The organism is Actinomadura geliboluensis (assembly GCF_005889745.1).
Taxonomy (GTDB): domain Bacteria; phylum Actinomycetota; class Actinomycetes; order Streptosporangiales; family Streptosporangiaceae; genus Spirillospora; species Spirillospora geliboluensis.
Window position 1 is genome coordinate 15,020 of the sequence record NZ_VCKZ01000052.1, and the last position, 14,921, is coordinate 29,940.

Below are 14,921 nucleotides of genomic sequence, written 5' to 3' on the forward strand. Positions count from 1 at the left end.
ATGTTCGACACCCTCAACCGGCGCTTCCTGCCGCCGTACGGGGCGTCGGACGTGCACGCCCCGAACTTCGCGCGGCTCTCGGAGCGGACCGCGACGTTCGACAACTGCTACGGCGGGAGCATGCCGTGCATGCCGGCGCGGCGCGAGATGCACACGGGCCGCCACAACTTCCTGCACCGGGGCTGGGGGCCGCTGGAGCCGTTCGACGACTCCGTCCCGGAGATGCTGAAGGAGAACGGCGTCTACACCCACCTCGCCACCGACCACCAGCACTACTGGCTGGACGGCGGCGCGACCTACCACCCGCGCTACAGCACCTTCGAGTTCTTCCGGGGGCAGGAGGGCGACGAATGGAAGGGGCACGTCGCCGACCCCGACGTGCCCGACTCCGTCCCGCACACGGCGAACCCGCTGCGCCGCCAGGACTGGGTGAACCGCCTCTACATGAAGGACGAGGCCGACCATCCGCAGACGGGCACGTTCGACGCGGGCGTCCACTTCATCAAGACCAACCATGCCGAGGACAACTGGTTCCTCCAGATCGAGACATTCGACCCGCACGAGCCCTTCTTCAGTTACGACCACTACAAGAAGCTCTATCCGGACGACTACGACGGCCCGCATTTCGACTGGCCCGACTACCGGCGCGTGACGGAGACGCCCGAGCAGGTCGAGCACCTGCGGAACCAGTACCTGGCGCTGCTGTCGATGTGCGACCGGTCGCTCGGACGCGTCCTCGACCTGATGGACGAGCTGTCCCTGTGGGACGACACCCTCCTGATCGTCTGCACCGACCACGGCCTGCTGCTCGGCGAGCACGACTGGTGGGGGAAGAACGCGCCGCCGTTCTGGGACGAGACGATCCACACCCCGCTGTTCATCTGGGACCCGCGCAGCCGGGTCGCGGGCGAACGGCGGTCGAGCCTCGTCCAGACCATCGACTTCGGGCCGACGCTGCTGGAGTTCTTCGGCGTCGACCGCACGCCCGACATGCTGGGCGTCCCGCTGCGGGAGACCGTCGCCCGCGACTCCCCCGTCCGGGAGGCGGGCCTGTTCGGCTGCTTCGGCGGCCACGTCGGCGTCACCGACGGCCGCCACGTGTACATGCGCGCGTGCGCGGAACCGGGCAACCGGCCGCTCGCCGAGTACACGCTCATGCCCACGCACATGCGCGGCCGCATGCCGGTGGAGACGCTCCGGGACGCGACCATGGCGTCCCCCTTCTCCTTCACGAAGGGCGTGGCGCCGCTGCGCCTCCCCGGCTTCTCCTACACCGACCCGCACGCGTTCGGCACGCTCCTCTACGACCTGGAAGCCGACCCCGAGCAGCTGTCACCGCTCATCGACGACGACCTGGAACTGCGCATGGCCGGGTTGATGGTCGACTTGATGCGCGCGAACGACGCGCCGCCGGAGCAGTACGAGCGGCTCGGCCTGCCGGCGGACGGCCCGGTGGCGTCCGCGCACCTGCTCGTCCGGCGNCAGTGGGAGCAGGTCGTGACGTCGGAGCGTCCGCCGCTGACCGCCGCCGAGTTCCCCGCGTCCCGCCTGTCGGTGACGACGCCGACCCGGCTGCTGGTCGCCGAACCGGCCGCCGAGGCGGTGCTCCGCAAGCACCTCGGCGCGCTCATGGACAGCCCGCTGCTGCCCGAGGCGATGCCGTTCTCCCTGCTGGAGATCGCGGGCCTGGCGGTCGGCGTCATCGACCGCGAGACCCTGCACGCGATCGCCGGCGACCTGGCGGCCCTGTGACCGCGCTGAAGCTGTGACCGCGCTGAAGCCTGCGACCGCGCTGAAACGCCTTCCCGGCGGGACGTTCCTGATGGGCGGCGACGACCCGGACGCCAACCCCGGCGACGGCGAGGGCCCGGTCCGCGAGGTCGCCGTGGCCCCGTTCGCGATCTCCCCGTACACCGTCACCAACGAGGCGTTCGCCGCGTTCGCCGACGCGACCGGCCACCGCACCGACGCCGAGCGGTTCGGGTGGTCGCACGTCTTCGCCGGGTTCCTGCCGGGCCGGCTCCGCCGCATCTCCCCCAGAGCCGGCCGGGCCCCCTGGTGGTGCGCCGTGCGCGGCGCGGACTGGCGGCACCCCGAAGGGCCGGGCTCCACCCTCGACGGGCGGGCGGACCATCCCGTCGTCCACGTCTCCTGGAACGACGCCGCCGCGTTCTGCCGCTGGGCGGGCGTCCGGCTCCCCACGGAGACCGAATGGGAGTACGCGGCACGCGGCGGCCTGGCCGGGAAGCGCTACCCGTGGGGCGACGACCTCACCCCGGACGGCGAGCACATGTGCAACATCTGGCAGGGCCATTTCCCCACCCGCAACACGGCCGAGGACGGCTACAAGGGCACGGCCCCGGTCACCGCCTTCCCGCCCAACGGCTACGGCCTGCACAACATGGCCGGAAACGTCTGGGAATGGTGCGCCGACGCCTGGGGCGACGGCAGGGCACTGCGCGGCGGCTCCTACCTGTGCCACGCGTCCTACTGCAACCGCTACCGCGTCGCCGCCCGCACCGCCAACTCCCCCGACAGCTCCTCGGGCAACACCGGCTTCCGCTACGCCGCCGATTAGGTGATCAGGGTTGGAGGGAGGCCCAGATGCGGGGCGGTAGGACGGCGGCGGCCTCGTCCAGGTCCACGGCGCTCGGATCTGACAGCCAGCGCCGTGCCGTCTCGGCGACCGGCCCGATGAGGAGCATCTCCATCATCACCGGTGACAGCCGCGCGACCCGGCCGCCCGCCACATGCGGCACCATCCACGCGACGAGCTTCGCGATGCGCGGCGTCTTCAGTTCTGCGATGACGGCCGCGTGCTCCGGCAGGAAGGCCGCATAGGCCGAGGAGTGGATGAACCGAGCCGCGTCGCTGCGCTCGCGCGTGAAACTCAGGTAGGCCCTTGTCGCCGCCTCGACGCCCTCTTGTGCGTCGGTGATTCCCTCCAGCGCGTCCAACAGCGTGTCGAGCAGGTCGGCCATGCAGCGCGCGTAGAGGGCGGCGGCCAGGCCGTCGAACGATCCGAAATGGTGGTAGAGGCTGCCGCTGCTCATCCCGGTGGCCGCGATGACGGCCTTCATCGTGAAGCCCCCGTGCCCGCGTTCGGCGTGCACCCGGAGCGCCTCGGTCAGGATCCGCGCGACGGTCTCGTCCGTGCCCTGGTGCTTAGGCGACATCGAGCACTTTCTCGGCGTCGCCCCAGAGCCGTGCCGCCAGTGAGGCGTCGAGCGCCTTCGGCTTCAACGGCGTCTCCTTCTTCACGTGGAAGTAGCGGCCCGTCCCGTCCGCGGTGATCAGGTCCGCGACGGGCGGCCCGCTCTTCGACGCGGGCTTCAGCGTCCACTTGACCGCCTTCAGCAGGGCGCCGAAGAGGCCCGTCCGGGCGCCGAGGTCCGTGCGGAGCACTCCGCGTCGATCGTCACCCCGGCGTCCTTCCACCGCTCGGCGAACAGCGGGACCATCATCAGGTTCGCCAGCTTCGTGTTGGCGTACGTGTGGACGGCATGGAAGTCGTCCCCGGTCGGCGTCCGGTCCGGATCCACCCGTCCGGTGACGTACAGGCCCGCGCTGACCTGCACCACCCGCCGCAGCCGCTCCTCCAGCAGCCGGTTCAGCAGGAACGGCGCGAGATGGTTGGTGAAGAACGCCTGCTCGAACCCGTCCTCGGTGAGGACCCGGCGGCTGGGCCAGACGCCCGCGTTGTGGACGAGCACATCGACCTCGGACAGCTCTCCGGCCAATTCCCGCACAGCCTGCACGGACGACAGGTCGCCCACGACCAGCTCCGCGCCGATCTCGCGCGCGGCGGCCGCCCCCGCATCCGGCCGCCGCGCCACGATCACCACCCGGTGCCCCCGCCGGGCGGCCTCGCCCGCCACCGCGCGTCCCACACCCCGGTTCCCGCCGGTGACGGCGACCCGCAACGCCCCGCTCACACCCGGCACCCTTGGCTCATACCGGGCACCCTAACGATTTCCAGAGACCTTCTCTAGAGAGAGTCTCCAATTACCTCGCCGGTGGTACCGCCCGCGTCCCCCGCTGCGCCGCCCGTCGTACGCGCGAAGCCGCCGCGCACGTGACGACACCCCCCGGACCCGACCGGCATCGTCATGGCAGACCGCACAGAAAGGACCGTGGACATGGCGATACAGGAACGCACCCGCGCGCGGCGGGAGGCCCGCTTCCCCCTCGGCAGGCGCTGGCGCAAGACGACGCTGATCGTCCACATCATGTCCGCCGGGGCGTGGATCGGGATCGACGTCATCGTGGCCGTCCTCGTCCTGACCGGCCGGTTCGGCGGCAGCGACGACGTCCGCGGCCTCGCCTACCGGGCGCTCGCGACGTTCGTCGTGTGGCCGATGCTGACGTCCGCGCTCATCTGCCTGGTCACCGGCGTGATCCTGGGCCTCGGCACCCGCTGGGGGCTGCTGCGCTACTGGTGGGTGGCGGTCAAGCTCGTCCTCAACCTGATCCTTTGCACGTTGATCCTGGTGGCCCTCCAGCCGGGCATGGCCGAGGTGGACGAGTACGGCCGCACCTTCAGCGCCGACGCTCCCGAACCGGCCTTCATCTCAAACCTGTTCTTCCCGCCGGCGGTCTCCCTCACGACCCTGACGTTCGCCACCGTCCTCGCCGTCGCCAAGCCCTGGGGCCGCCTCCGCCGCCGCTCCGCGTGATCACCCCTGCCAGACTGGCCGTGTGATGCGAGATGCCGGAATCGGGCTGCTTGTCGCGTGGGCGGTGCACGACGCCGAGGAGGTCGCGGCCGGGCCGCGCTGGATCCGGGCGCACCTGCCCGAACTGCGCGAGCGGTTCCCGCAGGCGCCCGCCGCCGTGTGGCGGTGGATGGAAGCCGTGGACGAGCGCGAGTTCGCCGTCGCCGTGACCCTGATGGGGGCGCTCGTCGCGGGGGCCGCGGTCGACGGGCAGCGCACCGGCGGACGGTCCGCCACCTACCAGACCGCGCTCGCCGGGTTCGGGCTGCACGGCCTGGTCCATCTCGGGCAGGCCGCCGCGCTGCGGCAGTACACGCCCGGCTCGGTCACCTCGGCCCTGGTGGTCGTCCCGTACACGGTGTGGGCCCGCGCTCGGCTGCGGCGCCAGGGCGTGCTGCGCCCCGCACGGACACGGGACGCGGCGCTGGGCCTGGCGTTCGCCGCCGCCGGTGTCGCCGGAGCGCACCTGGCCGCCCGGCGGCTCACCGGACGGCGCTAAGGCGTGAGGCCGGGCAGGATCGCGAGGAGTTCGCGGCGTTCCTCCTCGTCCTGGCGGACCTGCCGGCCGTAGACGCCGACGCCCGGGATCGCGGCGTCGCCGTCGACCAGTTCGCGCAGGTCAGGGACGAGCGGGGCGGCGTCCGTGCCGAGTTCGCGCAGCAGAGCGTCGAGCCAGGGACCGGCACCCAGGTAGGGAAGGTTGCGGCGGACGGCGTCCAGAAGCGGGGCGGAGTCGCCGGTGATGCGGCGGATCGCCAGCGCGGCGGCGGTGGCGGAATGCCGGTCGCCGAGGAGCTTCCGCAGGCGCGGGAGGAGCGGCGCGGCGTCCGGCCCGACCAGGCCGGCGAGGTCCATCGCGTCCGCGGTGTGGCGGCCCCTGTCGATCGCGTCGGCGGCGGCCTGGATCGCCGTGGCCTTGTCGCCGGTGCGCAGCAGCAACCCCGCCGCCTCCAGCCGGGACTTGATGGCGGACGGGTCGTCTCCCGTGCCCGCGTCGGCAAGGGCGCGCAAGACGGGCAGGAAGTCGTCGAGGGGCAACTCGTGGTCGACGGCCGTCTGTGCCGCCAGCACGGGGTCGGCCGTCGCGGCTTCGGCGATGCAGGCGGTCAGCTGGGCGGTGTCGCCGGTGATCGCGGCGAGGGCCCGCGCGCCGTCGAGGCGCTGCCGCCAGGAGGCCTCCGGGTCGTCGCGGGTCGAGGTCAGCGCGGGCACCGCCGCCGAGGCCGCGGGACCGATCGCGGCCAGCGCGCGGGCCGTCCACCAGTTGTCGTGCGGGACGAGCCGGAGGAGTTCGGGCACCGCCTCCGCCGCGCCGGGGCCCCAGCGGTGCAGCAGCCGGGTCAGGCCGTTCACCTCGTTGTGGTGACGCATCCTCGCGAGGTGGGCGTCGTAGCCGCCGGACTCCGCGGGCCCTCCGAGAGGGATCGCCGCCAGCCGCCGCCGCACGGCCGCGAGCAGTTCCGCGTCGGCGGGCACGCCGGTGTCGATCAGCAGGCTGACGGCGTCGGCCGTCGCCGCGCCCGCGCCGAGCGCGGCGATGAACGGCTCGCGCCAGCGAGTGTCACCCAGCCCGATCAGCGTCTCCAAGGCCGCGTCGAAAACCCGCGCTTCGAGGGAGTCGGCGTCCGCGGGCGGCTCGGCGGCGAGGGCGGCCAGGGCGTCGGCGGTCTCCACGGCGGCCTCGCGCACGTCGCGGATCGCGGTCGCGGCGGCGACGCGGACGCCGAGGTCGGAGTGCCGGAGGCCCGCCGCCAGCACCGGCGCCGCCTCGGCACGGGCCGAGCGCGACCGCACGCAGCGCTGGTAGGCGGCGTCGACGGCCGTCCGCGCGGAGTCGGCGGGCCCCTGGTCGAGCAGGGTGCGGGCCAGTGCGGCGAACGACGGGCCGTCGATCCGGCCGGCGATGTCGTCGAACGGGTCGTCCGCCCAGATCCAGCCCTTCAGCGGCTCGCCCTCCAGCCAGCACCGGGCGGCCGCCTCCGAGGCGGCGTCCGTCCAGGGGAGGCCGTTGGCGGCGATCGCCCACAGCGCTCCGGCGCGGACGGCGGCGGACCGTCCCGCGACCTCTTCGGCCAGCCACGCCGCGCTGCCCCGCGGGTCGAGGCGGCCGGCGGCGGCGAGCAGGCCCGCCAGCACGAGCGGCGACCGCTCCTTCTTGCGCCGGGCCCGGAGCGCGGGCAGCACCTCGGCGGCGCACGAGTCCGGGAGGTGGCCGAGCAGGTAGGTGGTGTAGTCCCGGATGTCGGTGTCCGGGTCGTCCAGCAGCGCGACCATCAGCGGAGCCTCACGGGCCAGGGCGGCGCGGACGTCCGCGAGGACCTCCGGGGTCGCGTCATCGGCGGCGGCGATCGCACCGAGCAGCGACACCAGCACGTCGCGCCTGCGCGTCCCGGGATCGGCGGCGAGGCGCGCGACGAACGGCACAGCCCACGGCGTCGCCGTGTACAACGTGCCCTGGTGGTAGACACTGCCGAACAGGTGCTCGGTCGCGTCCCCGGCCCGCTCGTCGTCGTCGCCGACCGCGTCCCGCAGCGTCTGGGGGAAGTCCTCCGCCGCCCCATAAGCGTGCCGGAGCGAGGCCCAGCCGACGTCGTCTACCCCCTCAAGCCCGCCCGCCGTCATCGCACTCCCTGTCCGCCGTTCCGGGCAACGAAAATATCTGTCAACGAACTCGCAGCGGTCACCATTGTCCTCTGCGGCCATGGAACCTGATGCTGGAAGACGTGAGTCGTTCGGGCAGAGGGCACCGGGTGGTGTCACCGGTCGCGGTGGCGGCGGTACCGGTCGGGATCGGGCTGGTGGGAAATCTGGCCACCGGCACCGTGGAAATGAAGGCTTGGTGGTGGGCACCGGCAACGTGGGTGGTCACCGGATTGCTCGTGGCGGTGACGGTGATCGTGCAGATCCGGCAGTCCCGGGCAGAGGCGGATCGTGACGAGTCGGAAAGCGGGCGAGGAGCCGCACAGATCACCAACCTGCCCGCTCGCAACCCGTACTTCACAGGACGGACGGCGCTCCTCGACCAGATCCATCACCGGCTGCGGTCCTCAGACCGAAACGGTGACACGGTGGTGCCGCTGGGAGGCATGGGCGGCGTCGGAAAGACCCAGCTGGCCCTGGAATACGCCCACCGTCATGCTGACGAGTACACGGTCGTCTGGTGGGTGAACGCGGAGACCGCGGCGCTGGCGACCACCGATCTGCTCGCCCTGGCCGAGAGACTCGGCATCCGCGCCACTGCCGCGCCCGCCGCGGTGCTCGCTGAACTGTGGACGGTCCTGGCCGAGCACGAAGACCGGTTGCTGATCTTCGATAACGTCGAGGACACGGCGTTATGGGGCGGCCTGCGTCCCCGCAGCGGCGGTCGGCTGCTGATCACGGGCCGCATCACCGCGCTGCGCAGACTGGCACCGGTGATCGAGGTCTGCGAGATGCCCCGCGCCGAGTCCCGGGGCCTGCTGCGATCACGCGCACCGGCACTGGCGCCCGACGACCTCGAGCGAGTTCTGGACGCGCTCGGTGATCTCCCACTCGCCCTGGAGCAGGCCGGCTGCTTCCTCGCGGAAACCGGCCTGGACGTCGACGGCTTCCTCGATCTTCTGGCCTCGCACCCGGCCGGCGCGGGCCTGGACGACCCCACGCTCGACCGGCACCCGGGGCTCGCCGGCATGGTCGCGGCCGGACGCGCCCGGTTGCGCGCGCTCGACGCGAGCACCGGGGAGCTGCTCGACCAGATCTCCTTCCTCGCCCCCGAACAACTTCCCGTGGCCGCCGGCAGTGACCAGCGCGGAGTCCGTCTTGGGAATACCGCCACGACACTGCGGAAGCTGGCCCTCCTCACGGCGTTAGGTCTTGCCCGTAACGACGGCCAACGATTGCTCGCACACCGGCTGGTGCAGGCGCTCCTGCGCAGCGCCCTGTCCGAGGCAGAGCGCGTGACGGCCTTGGCAGGTGCCCAGAGACTCCTGGCGACCGCCCCGCTGGGCGAAACCCGAGACATGGCAGCGTGGCCGGCCCGCGCGCTCTTCACTCCGCACATCCAGGCGCTCAGCACCCACCTGACCAGCATGGACACGTCCTCCTTCATTGAGGACGAGCAGTTCCGAAGACTCGTGATCGACCATCTGGACTACCTCAACACCTCGGGACAGCACGATCCGGTCGCCCTCGCGCTGGCCGGCCAGACACGGCGACGCTGGACCGCCGCCCTCGGCCGCGACCACCCCGACGTCCTGGACGCGGCACATGCACTGACCACCGCCCTCTACTGGACGGACCAACTCGAGGCGGCATTCACGTGCGGTCAGGACACCCTCGAACGGCGCCGACGCGTCCTCGGCGAGGATCACCCGAGCACCATCCGGACCGCCAACAACCTCGCCTTCTGCCTGATGAGACTCGGCCGGCACGGGCAGGCCCGCGACCTCTGCCTCGCGATGGCCGGACATCGGCGAACACTCGGCGACGACCATCCGGCGGTCCTCGGCACCGCCTTCGCCCTCGCGGCCGCCAACAACCGGCTGGGTGACTACGCGGAGGCCCGCGACCTGGACCTCGACGTCCTGGAACGCCGCCGCCGGCTCTACGGCGAGGACCATCCCGACACCCTCCGCTCAGCCCGGAACCTCGCCCATGACCTCTTCCACCTCGGGGCCTTCGAGCAAGCGCTCCGCCTGCAACGGGACACTCTGCGGCGGCAACGCCGCGTCCTCGGCGACGACCACCCCGACGCCCGGCAATCGGCGAACGACCTCGACATCACCCGAAGATCACTCGCCGGTGAAGGGTGACGAAGGGCCGGGCGTCGGGGCGGACGGCTCAGCAGGTGCCGAGCATCGAGGTGAGCGCGCTCTTCTCAGCGCTGTCGACGGTGAGGTCGTAGTACCACTTCACCTGGATCCAGGCGCGGGCGTAGGTGCAGCGGAACGCGGCACGCGGCGGCTGCCACTCGGCCGGGTCCTTGTCGCTCTTGCTCTGGTTGACGTTGTCGGTGACGGCCCACAGCTCGGGGCCGCCGAGGTCGTTGGCGTAAGTCTGGCGGCGGGACGTCGTCCAGGCCCAGGCGCCGGACGCCCACGCCTCCGCGAGCGGCACCATGTGATATCCGCACCCACGTTGGTGTGCCGGCGACGTCGGTCAGCGTGTCCTCCTGCTGCTTCCAACCCTGTCAACGTTAAGTTATCCCCACTTACTCTTAGTGACGGTGACGACGGTGGTGGGAGCTCGGTGGCGGTCAAGCAGCGGGTGGTGACCCGGGAGGGGCTGACTTGGACGGTCCTCGGTGCGGACTACCGGGTGGTGGGGCCGATCGAGCAGTACCTGGAGTTCCTGCGTATTGGGGAACATTCTCCGAACACCATTGCCAGCTATGCCAAGAGCCTGGAGCTGTGGTGGACGTTCCTGGAACGGCGAGGCCAGCGGTGGGACGCGGTCGGCATCACTGATTTGAGCGAGTTTGTGGGGCAGGTGCGACGCGGCGAGGTCGGTTCGGAAGTGGTGTCATTGTCGGGCATGCCGGCGGTCGGCGACTCGACGGTCGCTGCGCGAGTTCGGCCGGTTATGAGCTTCTATCGTCATCAGGCTGCCCGTGGCGTCAAGGTCGCGGCGACCTTCTATGAGACGGTCTATGGCCCGACTGGGTCTTCTACCTCGTTCCTCGAGCACATAGCGCGCCAGCACGGCAGGCGCCGCAGCCAGGTTCGTCTTCGTGTTCGTCGAAAACCGTTTACGGTGCTGCTTCCCACGCAGATGGCCGCACTACGCGAGGCCGAGGCTCGGTGGGATGCCGCTGCAGGTCAATGGCAGGGCGAGCTGCGCTACTTGCTGTTGTGGACGCTTCTTGAAGAGACCGGCTTGCGACTTGGTGAGGCACTGGCCCTGCAGCACCGCGATTGGTCGCCCGGCACCGGCGGCACGGCGGTGATCCGCGTTATGGAGCGATACGATCATCCGCACGGACTGCGTCCCAAGAGCGGCTACCGGCGTGTGGTGATCGGGTCACGACTGGATCGGCTCTATGGCGACTGGGTCTGGGCATTGTGTGAAGCCGGTGCCGACGTCGCCCTGCATGATTGGGACAGCGCCTACATCTTCTGCAATCTGCACAGGGGCGAACGTTTCGGTCCGCTTCGGCCGAGCAGTGTCTATAAGCATTTGGCCGCATTGAAGAAGCGCGTGCCGAGCCTTCCGGCGGCGATGACTCCGCACTGGTATCGACACACGCACGCAACCGCTCTGTTGCTGGCGGGAGTCCCCGAGCACGTGGTCAGCCGCAGGCTCGGTCATGCCGACATACAAACGACCATTGACACCTACGCCCACGTAACCGAGGACGCAGAACTGCGTGCATGCGCCGATTGGGAGAAGATCAGGAAGGGGTGGAATGTCTAAGCTCAACGCGCTCTCGCCGGATGAAGAACACGGGCTGACGGCGGGGCGGACGATCGCTCGGAAGCGACTGGATCGCCGCGATCCCCGAATCGCCGTGGACGAGTTGTTCAGCGTGGACAAAGCACACCGGCTCTGGCTATCGCTCCCTGAAGGGCACCGCGCCACACGATTCTTGCCTACGATGATGCCGACCGATTATGTCGAAGCATTCCGGGTGAGCAGCACCGATGCGACGGGAACAAAGGGATCGCAGGCATTGAATTTTTCGCACCTGCCCGAGCCGATGGGCTGGGAACTGGCCTGGTGTATCGACCAAGAGGTGAGGGCCGGCAAACCCGTCAATCCCGCACGGCTCCGGTCTCTGGTGAGGGGGCTGACTCTGGCGACCACCGAGGGGTCTGCGGCGGCCCGGTCGGCCAGGTCAATCACGGCCTTCTCCCACCTGCAGTGGGCTCGGGAGGTGCGCGGGGCCGTGTTGCGCGCCGGAATCCAGAAGCAGCACTACTCCGAGACGATCGTCCTGAACAGCGTCAAGCATATTCAGGACCGTCTCGCGGTCGCCTATCACGATGGCGAATGGTGGCGATTGAACATATGGAACCCGCAACTCGACCCACGGGTTCCTCAGCGGAGTCACGAACCCTCGGGCACCCATGTCGCCAACTTCAGCCATCTGGAAACACCGTGGCTTCGCCAAGCGGCCCAGTGGTGGTTGTCGACCCGGTTGTCCAGTGGCACCTACGCTTGGTCCTCAGTGAAGAGCAGGCTCGATCACTTCAAATGGTTCCAGTGGTTCATCATGCAGGTCAAGACAGCAGGGCCACACTTGGTCGACGACATCGACGAACTTCGGCCATTGATGCGCGGCTTTCGTGATGACCTGCGCGCGCACCGGGTGCTCCACGGCCCCAACAAGGGCAAGCCTCTCGGCAAGAACCAAGTCCGCCAGCCGATGGTGACTCTCGAGACCTTCTACCGCTGGATGTTCGATCACCGGACCGAAGCCGCAGCAGTTCTGGACGAGCCCCGCTGGAAACTACTGACCCCGCGGCACACCGTGCTGTTCGCCGCCGAGGACAAGCCCCGTCGGATCAACGCTAAATCCGCAGACATGGTGCTTGAAGATGACGTGGTCACCGCGATCACAGCCGGATGTGGGCTGCTGGCCGCCCCCCAAGGCGAGGGAGGGCTCGGGGACCACCAAGCTCTGCACGCGCTCATGCTGCTGATCCGCACCGGGCGGCGAATGAGCGAGGTGCTGATGATGGACTTCGAGCCAATCTCACCACTACCTACATCGTTGCCCCAGTCAACCGATTCCGACCAGGATCTCGCCGACGAATTCGTGGCTCGGATGTCCTTCCAGGAAACCAAGATCGAACACAACGACCCGGCGACGATACCGGTCGATCAGGAAGTCGTGGATATCATCCGTGCTCAGCAACGGTGGGTTCGTGAGTTCCTTGCCGACCAGGGCGCTCCCAATGGTCACCAGCCGCCCTACCTGTTCGTTCAGACAAGGCAGAACCGGCTTGGGCGCCTGCCCTACCCTGCAGCCACCTTCCACTCACGACTCAGGGAACTGACCGAACGCCTGGCCATCACCGATAGCACCGGCCGACCAGTGAAGATCTCCAAAACTCATAAGTTCCGTCACACTCGCGCCACCAACCTACTGAATGCAGGCGTCCCCATTCACGTCGTGATGCGCTATCTGCGGCATCTGAGTACAGACATGACCATGCACTACGCCGTCACCCTTTCCGAGACCGAGGAGCGAGAGTTCCTCCGATACAAGAAAGTCACAGGAGACGGACGAACTATCGACTTCGACGATGGCGACCTATTCGATCTGTTGCACCTTCAGCAACGAGCCGACCGAGTCCTGCCCAATGGATGGTGCATGCTCCCTCCCCGGCAGACATGTTCCAAAGGAAACGCCTGCCTGCCCTGCAGCAAGTTCGTCACCGACACCAGCCATCGCCACGAACTGGAGCGCCAAAGAGCCTCCACTCAGGATCTGATTGAGACACGACAAGCTCAGTTTCAAGCCCGATACGGAAAACCTATGGGCACTGACAATATCTGGCTGGCCGGCCGTTTGGCCGAGACGACAGCACTGAACAAGGTTCTCATCGCCCTCGACCAGATCAGCGTCCGCGACCACGGACAAATGCGAGCGATCCGCGGCGCCGGCGCACCCGACTCTCCAGACCTAGGAGGCGGCGCATGACCAAACTCCCCGATCACCTGCAGCGCGCGGCCCAAACCCGCACCCAACAGGCCGAACAGCGCGCCAATACGGCTCTGGCCAAACTAGTGAAGACCGGTACGCCGATCAGCTTTGCTGCGGTCGCTCGGACCGCCGAGGTGAGTACCGACTTTCTCTACAACCACCAGGAACTGCGCCGCGAGATCGAGAAACGACGCACCACCTCACGCGGCGCCCATCGTCCAACGGCCGATGGCACTGCCGGGGACGCCGCCTCGACGTCCTCGGCAGTGCGGGCGCTGAGCCACAAACTCTCCGAAGAGCGCCGCATCCACCACGAGGCGATCAAGCAATTGCGTGAAGCCCTCGCAGCCGCCCAGGGGGAGAACCTGGAATTGCGCCGCAGGCTCGCTCAATACGAACCCGCCTGACTACAGCGATCTCCTTCAGCAGCGATCCAGCATCCCCGACAACGCGTTCTTCTCCGCCGTGGTGATCGTGAGCTGGTAGTGATGCTTGACCGCAATCCAGTTGGTGGCATACGTGCACCAGTACGAGGTCTTGGGCGGCTTCCACTCGTCAGGGGCGTCATCGCCCTTGGACTGGTTGACGTTGTCGGTCACCGCGAGCAGCTGCGGACGCGTCAGATCGTTGGCGAACGCCTGACGCTGAGCCGTCGTCCACGACTTCGCCCCACTGACCCAGCTTTGAGCAAGCGGAACGACGTGATCGATGTCAAGATCCGATGCCTTGGTCCAGGTCGCACCGTCATATGGGCTTGTCCAGGAGCCCGAAGTGGGATAACAGTCCGAGCCGGTCTTGACGTCCTTGCCGTCCCGCTTCAGGACGACTTCGCGGGTGTTGCAACTGTCGCCCTGGTCGATCCAGTGCGGATACTTCTCGCGCGAGTACCCGTCCAGAGAGCCTCGGGCTGCGACCTTCAGCTCTTCGAGCTCCTGCCGAGGATCGGCAGCCGCCGACGCCTTGGACTGCGAGGTGCTCCTCGCCACCGCCGCATCGGAGCTGGCGCCTGAGAGCGAGGATGCGGTCGCCAGCGCGACAGCCGAGACCACCGCACAGACCCGGATCAGCTTGGTGTTCACCGGCCTCACACCCCCGTCACCGTCATGGCGGTGACAGGCTGACCAGGAGCTACTCTCCCGCCAGCCGTCGCGGGCGCGAATAGCATGTGGTCGATGTCCAGGTCGGACGCGAGGGTCCAGGTGGCGCCGTCGTAGGGCGAGTACCAGCTGCCGGACGTCGGGTAGCAGGACGAATCGGTCACGACGCCCGTGCCGTCCCGCTTGAGGACGGTCTCACGGGTGTTGCACGCGCCGGAGATCGTGATCCAGTGCGGGAACAGGTCGCGGTCGTAGGTGCTCTGGTGCGATTCGGCGGCGACGGTGAGCTCGGAGAGCCGGGTCGCGGCGGTCGCGGCGGACGGGATGTTGGGCGGGGTCGCGGACGCCGGCGCGTCCAGGACGGCGATCAGCGCCGCGGCCAGAATGGCCGGGAGCAGGAACGACAGCAGTCGTCGCATGGGGGGAGCCCTTCCGCTGCCGCTCCCGGCCGGGGCGGGGGGCGCCCCGAGGGGGATCGGGAAC

Annotated in this window: 15 protein-coding genes; 8 read left to right on the forward strand and 7 right to left on the reverse strand. The window is 69.2% G+C overall.

Translation table 11 applies throughout. The annotated features are described in order from the left end of the window. Complete coding sequence (locus ETD96_RS10355) at positions 1-1,752, forward strand: sulfatase family protein (protein ID WP_478209487.1); 1,752 nt, start codon at positions 1-3, stop codon at positions 1,750-1,752. 13 nt (positions 1,753-1,765) lie between these two features. Beyond that, a complete protein-coding gene (locus ETD96_RS10360) occupies positions 1,766-2,578 on the forward strand; it encodes a formylglycine-generating enzyme family protein (RefSeq protein WP_138636099.1) in 813 nt (270 codons plus the stop codon). Between the two features lie 4 nt (positions 2,579-2,582). Here ETD96_RS10360 and ETD96_RS10365 read toward each other — a convergent pair whose 3' ends face one another. Genes ETD96_RS10365 through ETD96_RS10370 form a run of 3 tightly spaced genes read right to left on the reverse strand, consistent with a single transcriptional unit; the run spans position 2,583 to position 3,935 of the window. Next, a complete protein-coding gene (locus tag ETD96_RS10365) occupies positions 2,583-3,176 on the reverse strand; it encodes a TetR/AcrR family transcriptional regulator (RefSeq protein WP_138636100.1) in 594 nt (197 codons plus the stop codon). Next, complete coding sequence (locus ETD96_RS46570; RefSeq protein WP_240807461.1) at positions 3,166-3,405, reverse strand: Rossmann-fold NAD(P)-binding domain-containing protein; 240 nt, start codon at positions 3,403-3,405, stop codon at positions 3,166-3,168. The genes ETD96_RS10365 and ETD96_RS46570 overlap by 11 nt, the downstream gene beginning before the upstream one ends. Further along, positions 3,354-3,935 carry an SDR family NAD(P)-dependent oxidoreductase gene (locus ETD96_RS10370; protein WP_240807476.1) on the reverse strand — a complete coding sequence of 194 codons (582 nt, stop codon included), beginning with the start codon at positions 3,933-3,935 and terminating at the stop codon, positions 3,354-3,356. Before ETD96_RS10370 ends, ETD96_RS46570 begins: the two co-directional genes overlap by 52 nt. A gap of 204 nt (positions 3,936-4,139) precedes the next feature. On the opposite strand from ETD96_RS10370, the gene ETD96_RS10375 reads away from it, so the two are divergent. Continuing rightward, positions 4,140-4,676 carry a hypothetical protein gene (locus ETD96_RS10375; protein ID WP_171068959.1) on the forward strand — a complete coding sequence of 179 codons (537 nt, stop codon included), beginning with the start codon at positions 4,140-4,142 and terminating at the stop codon, positions 4,674-4,676. Between the two features lie 25 nt (positions 4,677-4,701). Beyond that, positions 4,702-5,214: an HXXEE domain-containing protein gene (locus ETD96_RS10380; RefSeq protein WP_138636102.1), complete on the forward strand. Its 513-nt coding sequence runs from the start codon at positions 4,702-4,704 to the stop codon at positions 5,212-5,214. Here ETD96_RS10380 and ETD96_RS10385 read toward each other — a convergent pair. Next, complete coding sequence (locus tag ETD96_RS10385) at positions 5,211-7,337, reverse strand: hypothetical protein (protein ID WP_138636103.1); 2,127 nt, start codon at positions 7,335-7,337, stop codon at positions 5,211-5,213. The genes ETD96_RS10380 and ETD96_RS10385 overlap by 4 nt on opposite strands. Before the next feature lie 89 nt (positions 7,338-7,426). On the opposite strand from ETD96_RS10385, the gene fxsT reads away from it, so the two are divergent. Then, positions 7,427-9,505 carry an FxSxx-COOH system tetratricopeptide repeat protein gene (fxsT, locus tag ETD96_RS10390; protein WP_138636104.1) on the forward strand — a complete coding sequence of 693 codons (2,079 nt, stop codon included), beginning with the start codon at positions 7,427-7,429 and terminating at the stop codon, positions 9,503-9,505. A 28-nt stretch (positions 9,506-9,533) separates the two neighbouring features. Here the strand turns inward: fxsT and ETD96_RS44555 are convergent, their stop codons facing one another. After that, positions 9,534-9,812: an HNH endonuclease family protein gene (locus ETD96_RS44555; RefSeq protein WP_205719197.1), complete on the reverse strand. Its 279-nt coding sequence runs from the start codon at positions 9,810-9,812 to the stop codon at positions 9,534-9,536. Positions 9,813-9,941: 129 nt separating this feature from the next. Here ETD96_RS44555 and ETD96_RS10395 point away from each other — a divergent pair, with 129 nt between their 5' ends. From ETD96_RS10395 to ETD96_RS10405, 3 genes are read left to right on the forward strand one after another with little or no spacing between them, the layout of a single operon-like run. Beyond that, a complete protein-coding gene (locus ETD96_RS10395) occupies positions 9,942-11,105 on the forward strand; it encodes a tyrosine-type recombinase/integrase (RefSeq protein WP_171068960.1) in 1,164 nt (387 codons plus the stop codon). Continuing rightward, entirely contained in the window at positions 11,098-13,338 is a 2,241-nt protein-coding gene (locus ETD96_RS10400; protein ID WP_138636106.1) for a tyrosine-type recombinase/integrase, read from the forward strand. Before ETD96_RS10395 ends, ETD96_RS10400 begins: the two co-directional genes overlap by 8 nt. Then, complete coding sequence (locus ETD96_RS10405; RefSeq protein WP_138636107.1) at positions 13,335-13,748, forward strand: DUF6262 family protein; 414 nt, start codon at positions 13,335-13,337, stop codon at positions 13,746-13,748. Before ETD96_RS10400 ends, ETD96_RS10405 begins: the two co-directional genes overlap by 4 nt. Positions 13,749-13,763: 15 nt before the next feature. Here ETD96_RS10405 and ETD96_RS10410 read toward each other — a convergent pair whose 3' ends face one another. Both ETD96_RS10410 and ETD96_RS46575 read right to left on the reverse strand, forming a co-directional pair. Next, positions 13,764-14,420 (reverse strand): HNH endonuclease family protein, encoded by a 657-nt coding sequence (locus ETD96_RS10410; protein WP_240807478.1) that lies wholly within the window; start codon positions 14,418-14,420, stop codon positions 13,764-13,766. A 5-nt stretch (positions 14,421-14,425) separates the two neighbouring features. After that, the gene (locus ETD96_RS46575) at positions 14,426-14,857 is read right to left on the reverse strand and encodes a hypothetical protein (RefSeq protein WP_240807480.1); all 432 of its coding nucleotides are present in this window, start codon (positions 14,855-14,857) and stop codon (positions 14,426-14,428) included. Positions 14,858-14,921 lie beyond the last annotated feature (64 nt).

What these genes read in the sequence shown, in the direction of transcription:
- ETD96_RS10375 (WP_171068959.1), top strand. Translation starts at nt 4,140, where the DNA reads ATGGCGATACAGGAACGCACCCGCGCGCGGCGGGAGGCCCGCTTCCCC.
- ETD96_RS10365 (WP_138636100.1), bottom strand. Translation starts at nt 3,176, where the DNA reads ATGTCGCCTAAGCACCAGGGCACGGACGAGACCGTCGCGCGGATCCTG.
- ETD96_RS10400 (WP_138636106.1), top strand. Translation starts at nt 11,098, where the DNA reads ATGTCTAAGCTCAACGCGCTCTCGCCGGATGAAGAACACGGGCTGACG.
- ETD96_RS46575 (WP_240807480.1), bottom strand. Translation starts at nt 14,857, where the DNA reads ATGCGACGACTGCTGTCGTTCCTGCTCCCGGCCATTCTGGCCGCGGCG.
- ETD96_RS10385 (WP_138636103.1), bottom strand. Translation starts at nt 7,337, where the DNA reads ATGACGGCGGGCGGGCTTGAGGGGGTAGACGACGTCGGCTGGGCCTCG.
- fxsT (WP_138636104.1), top strand. Translation starts at nt 7,427, where the DNA reads ATGCTGGAAGACGTGAGTCGTTCGGGCAGAGGGCACCGGGTGGTGTCA.
- ETD96_RS10405 (WP_138636107.1), top strand. Translation starts at nt 13,335, where the DNA reads ATGACCAAACTCCCCGATCACCTGCAGCGCGCGGCCCAAACCCGCACC.
- ETD96_RS44555 (WP_205719197.1), bottom strand. Translation starts at nt 9,812, where the DNA reads ATGGTGCCGCTCGCGGAGGCGTGGGCGTCCGGCGCCTGGGCCTGGACG.
- ETD96_RS10380 (WP_138636102.1), top strand. Translation starts at nt 4,702, where the DNA reads ATGCGAGATGCCGGAATCGGGCTGCTTGTCGCGTGGGCGGTGCACGAC.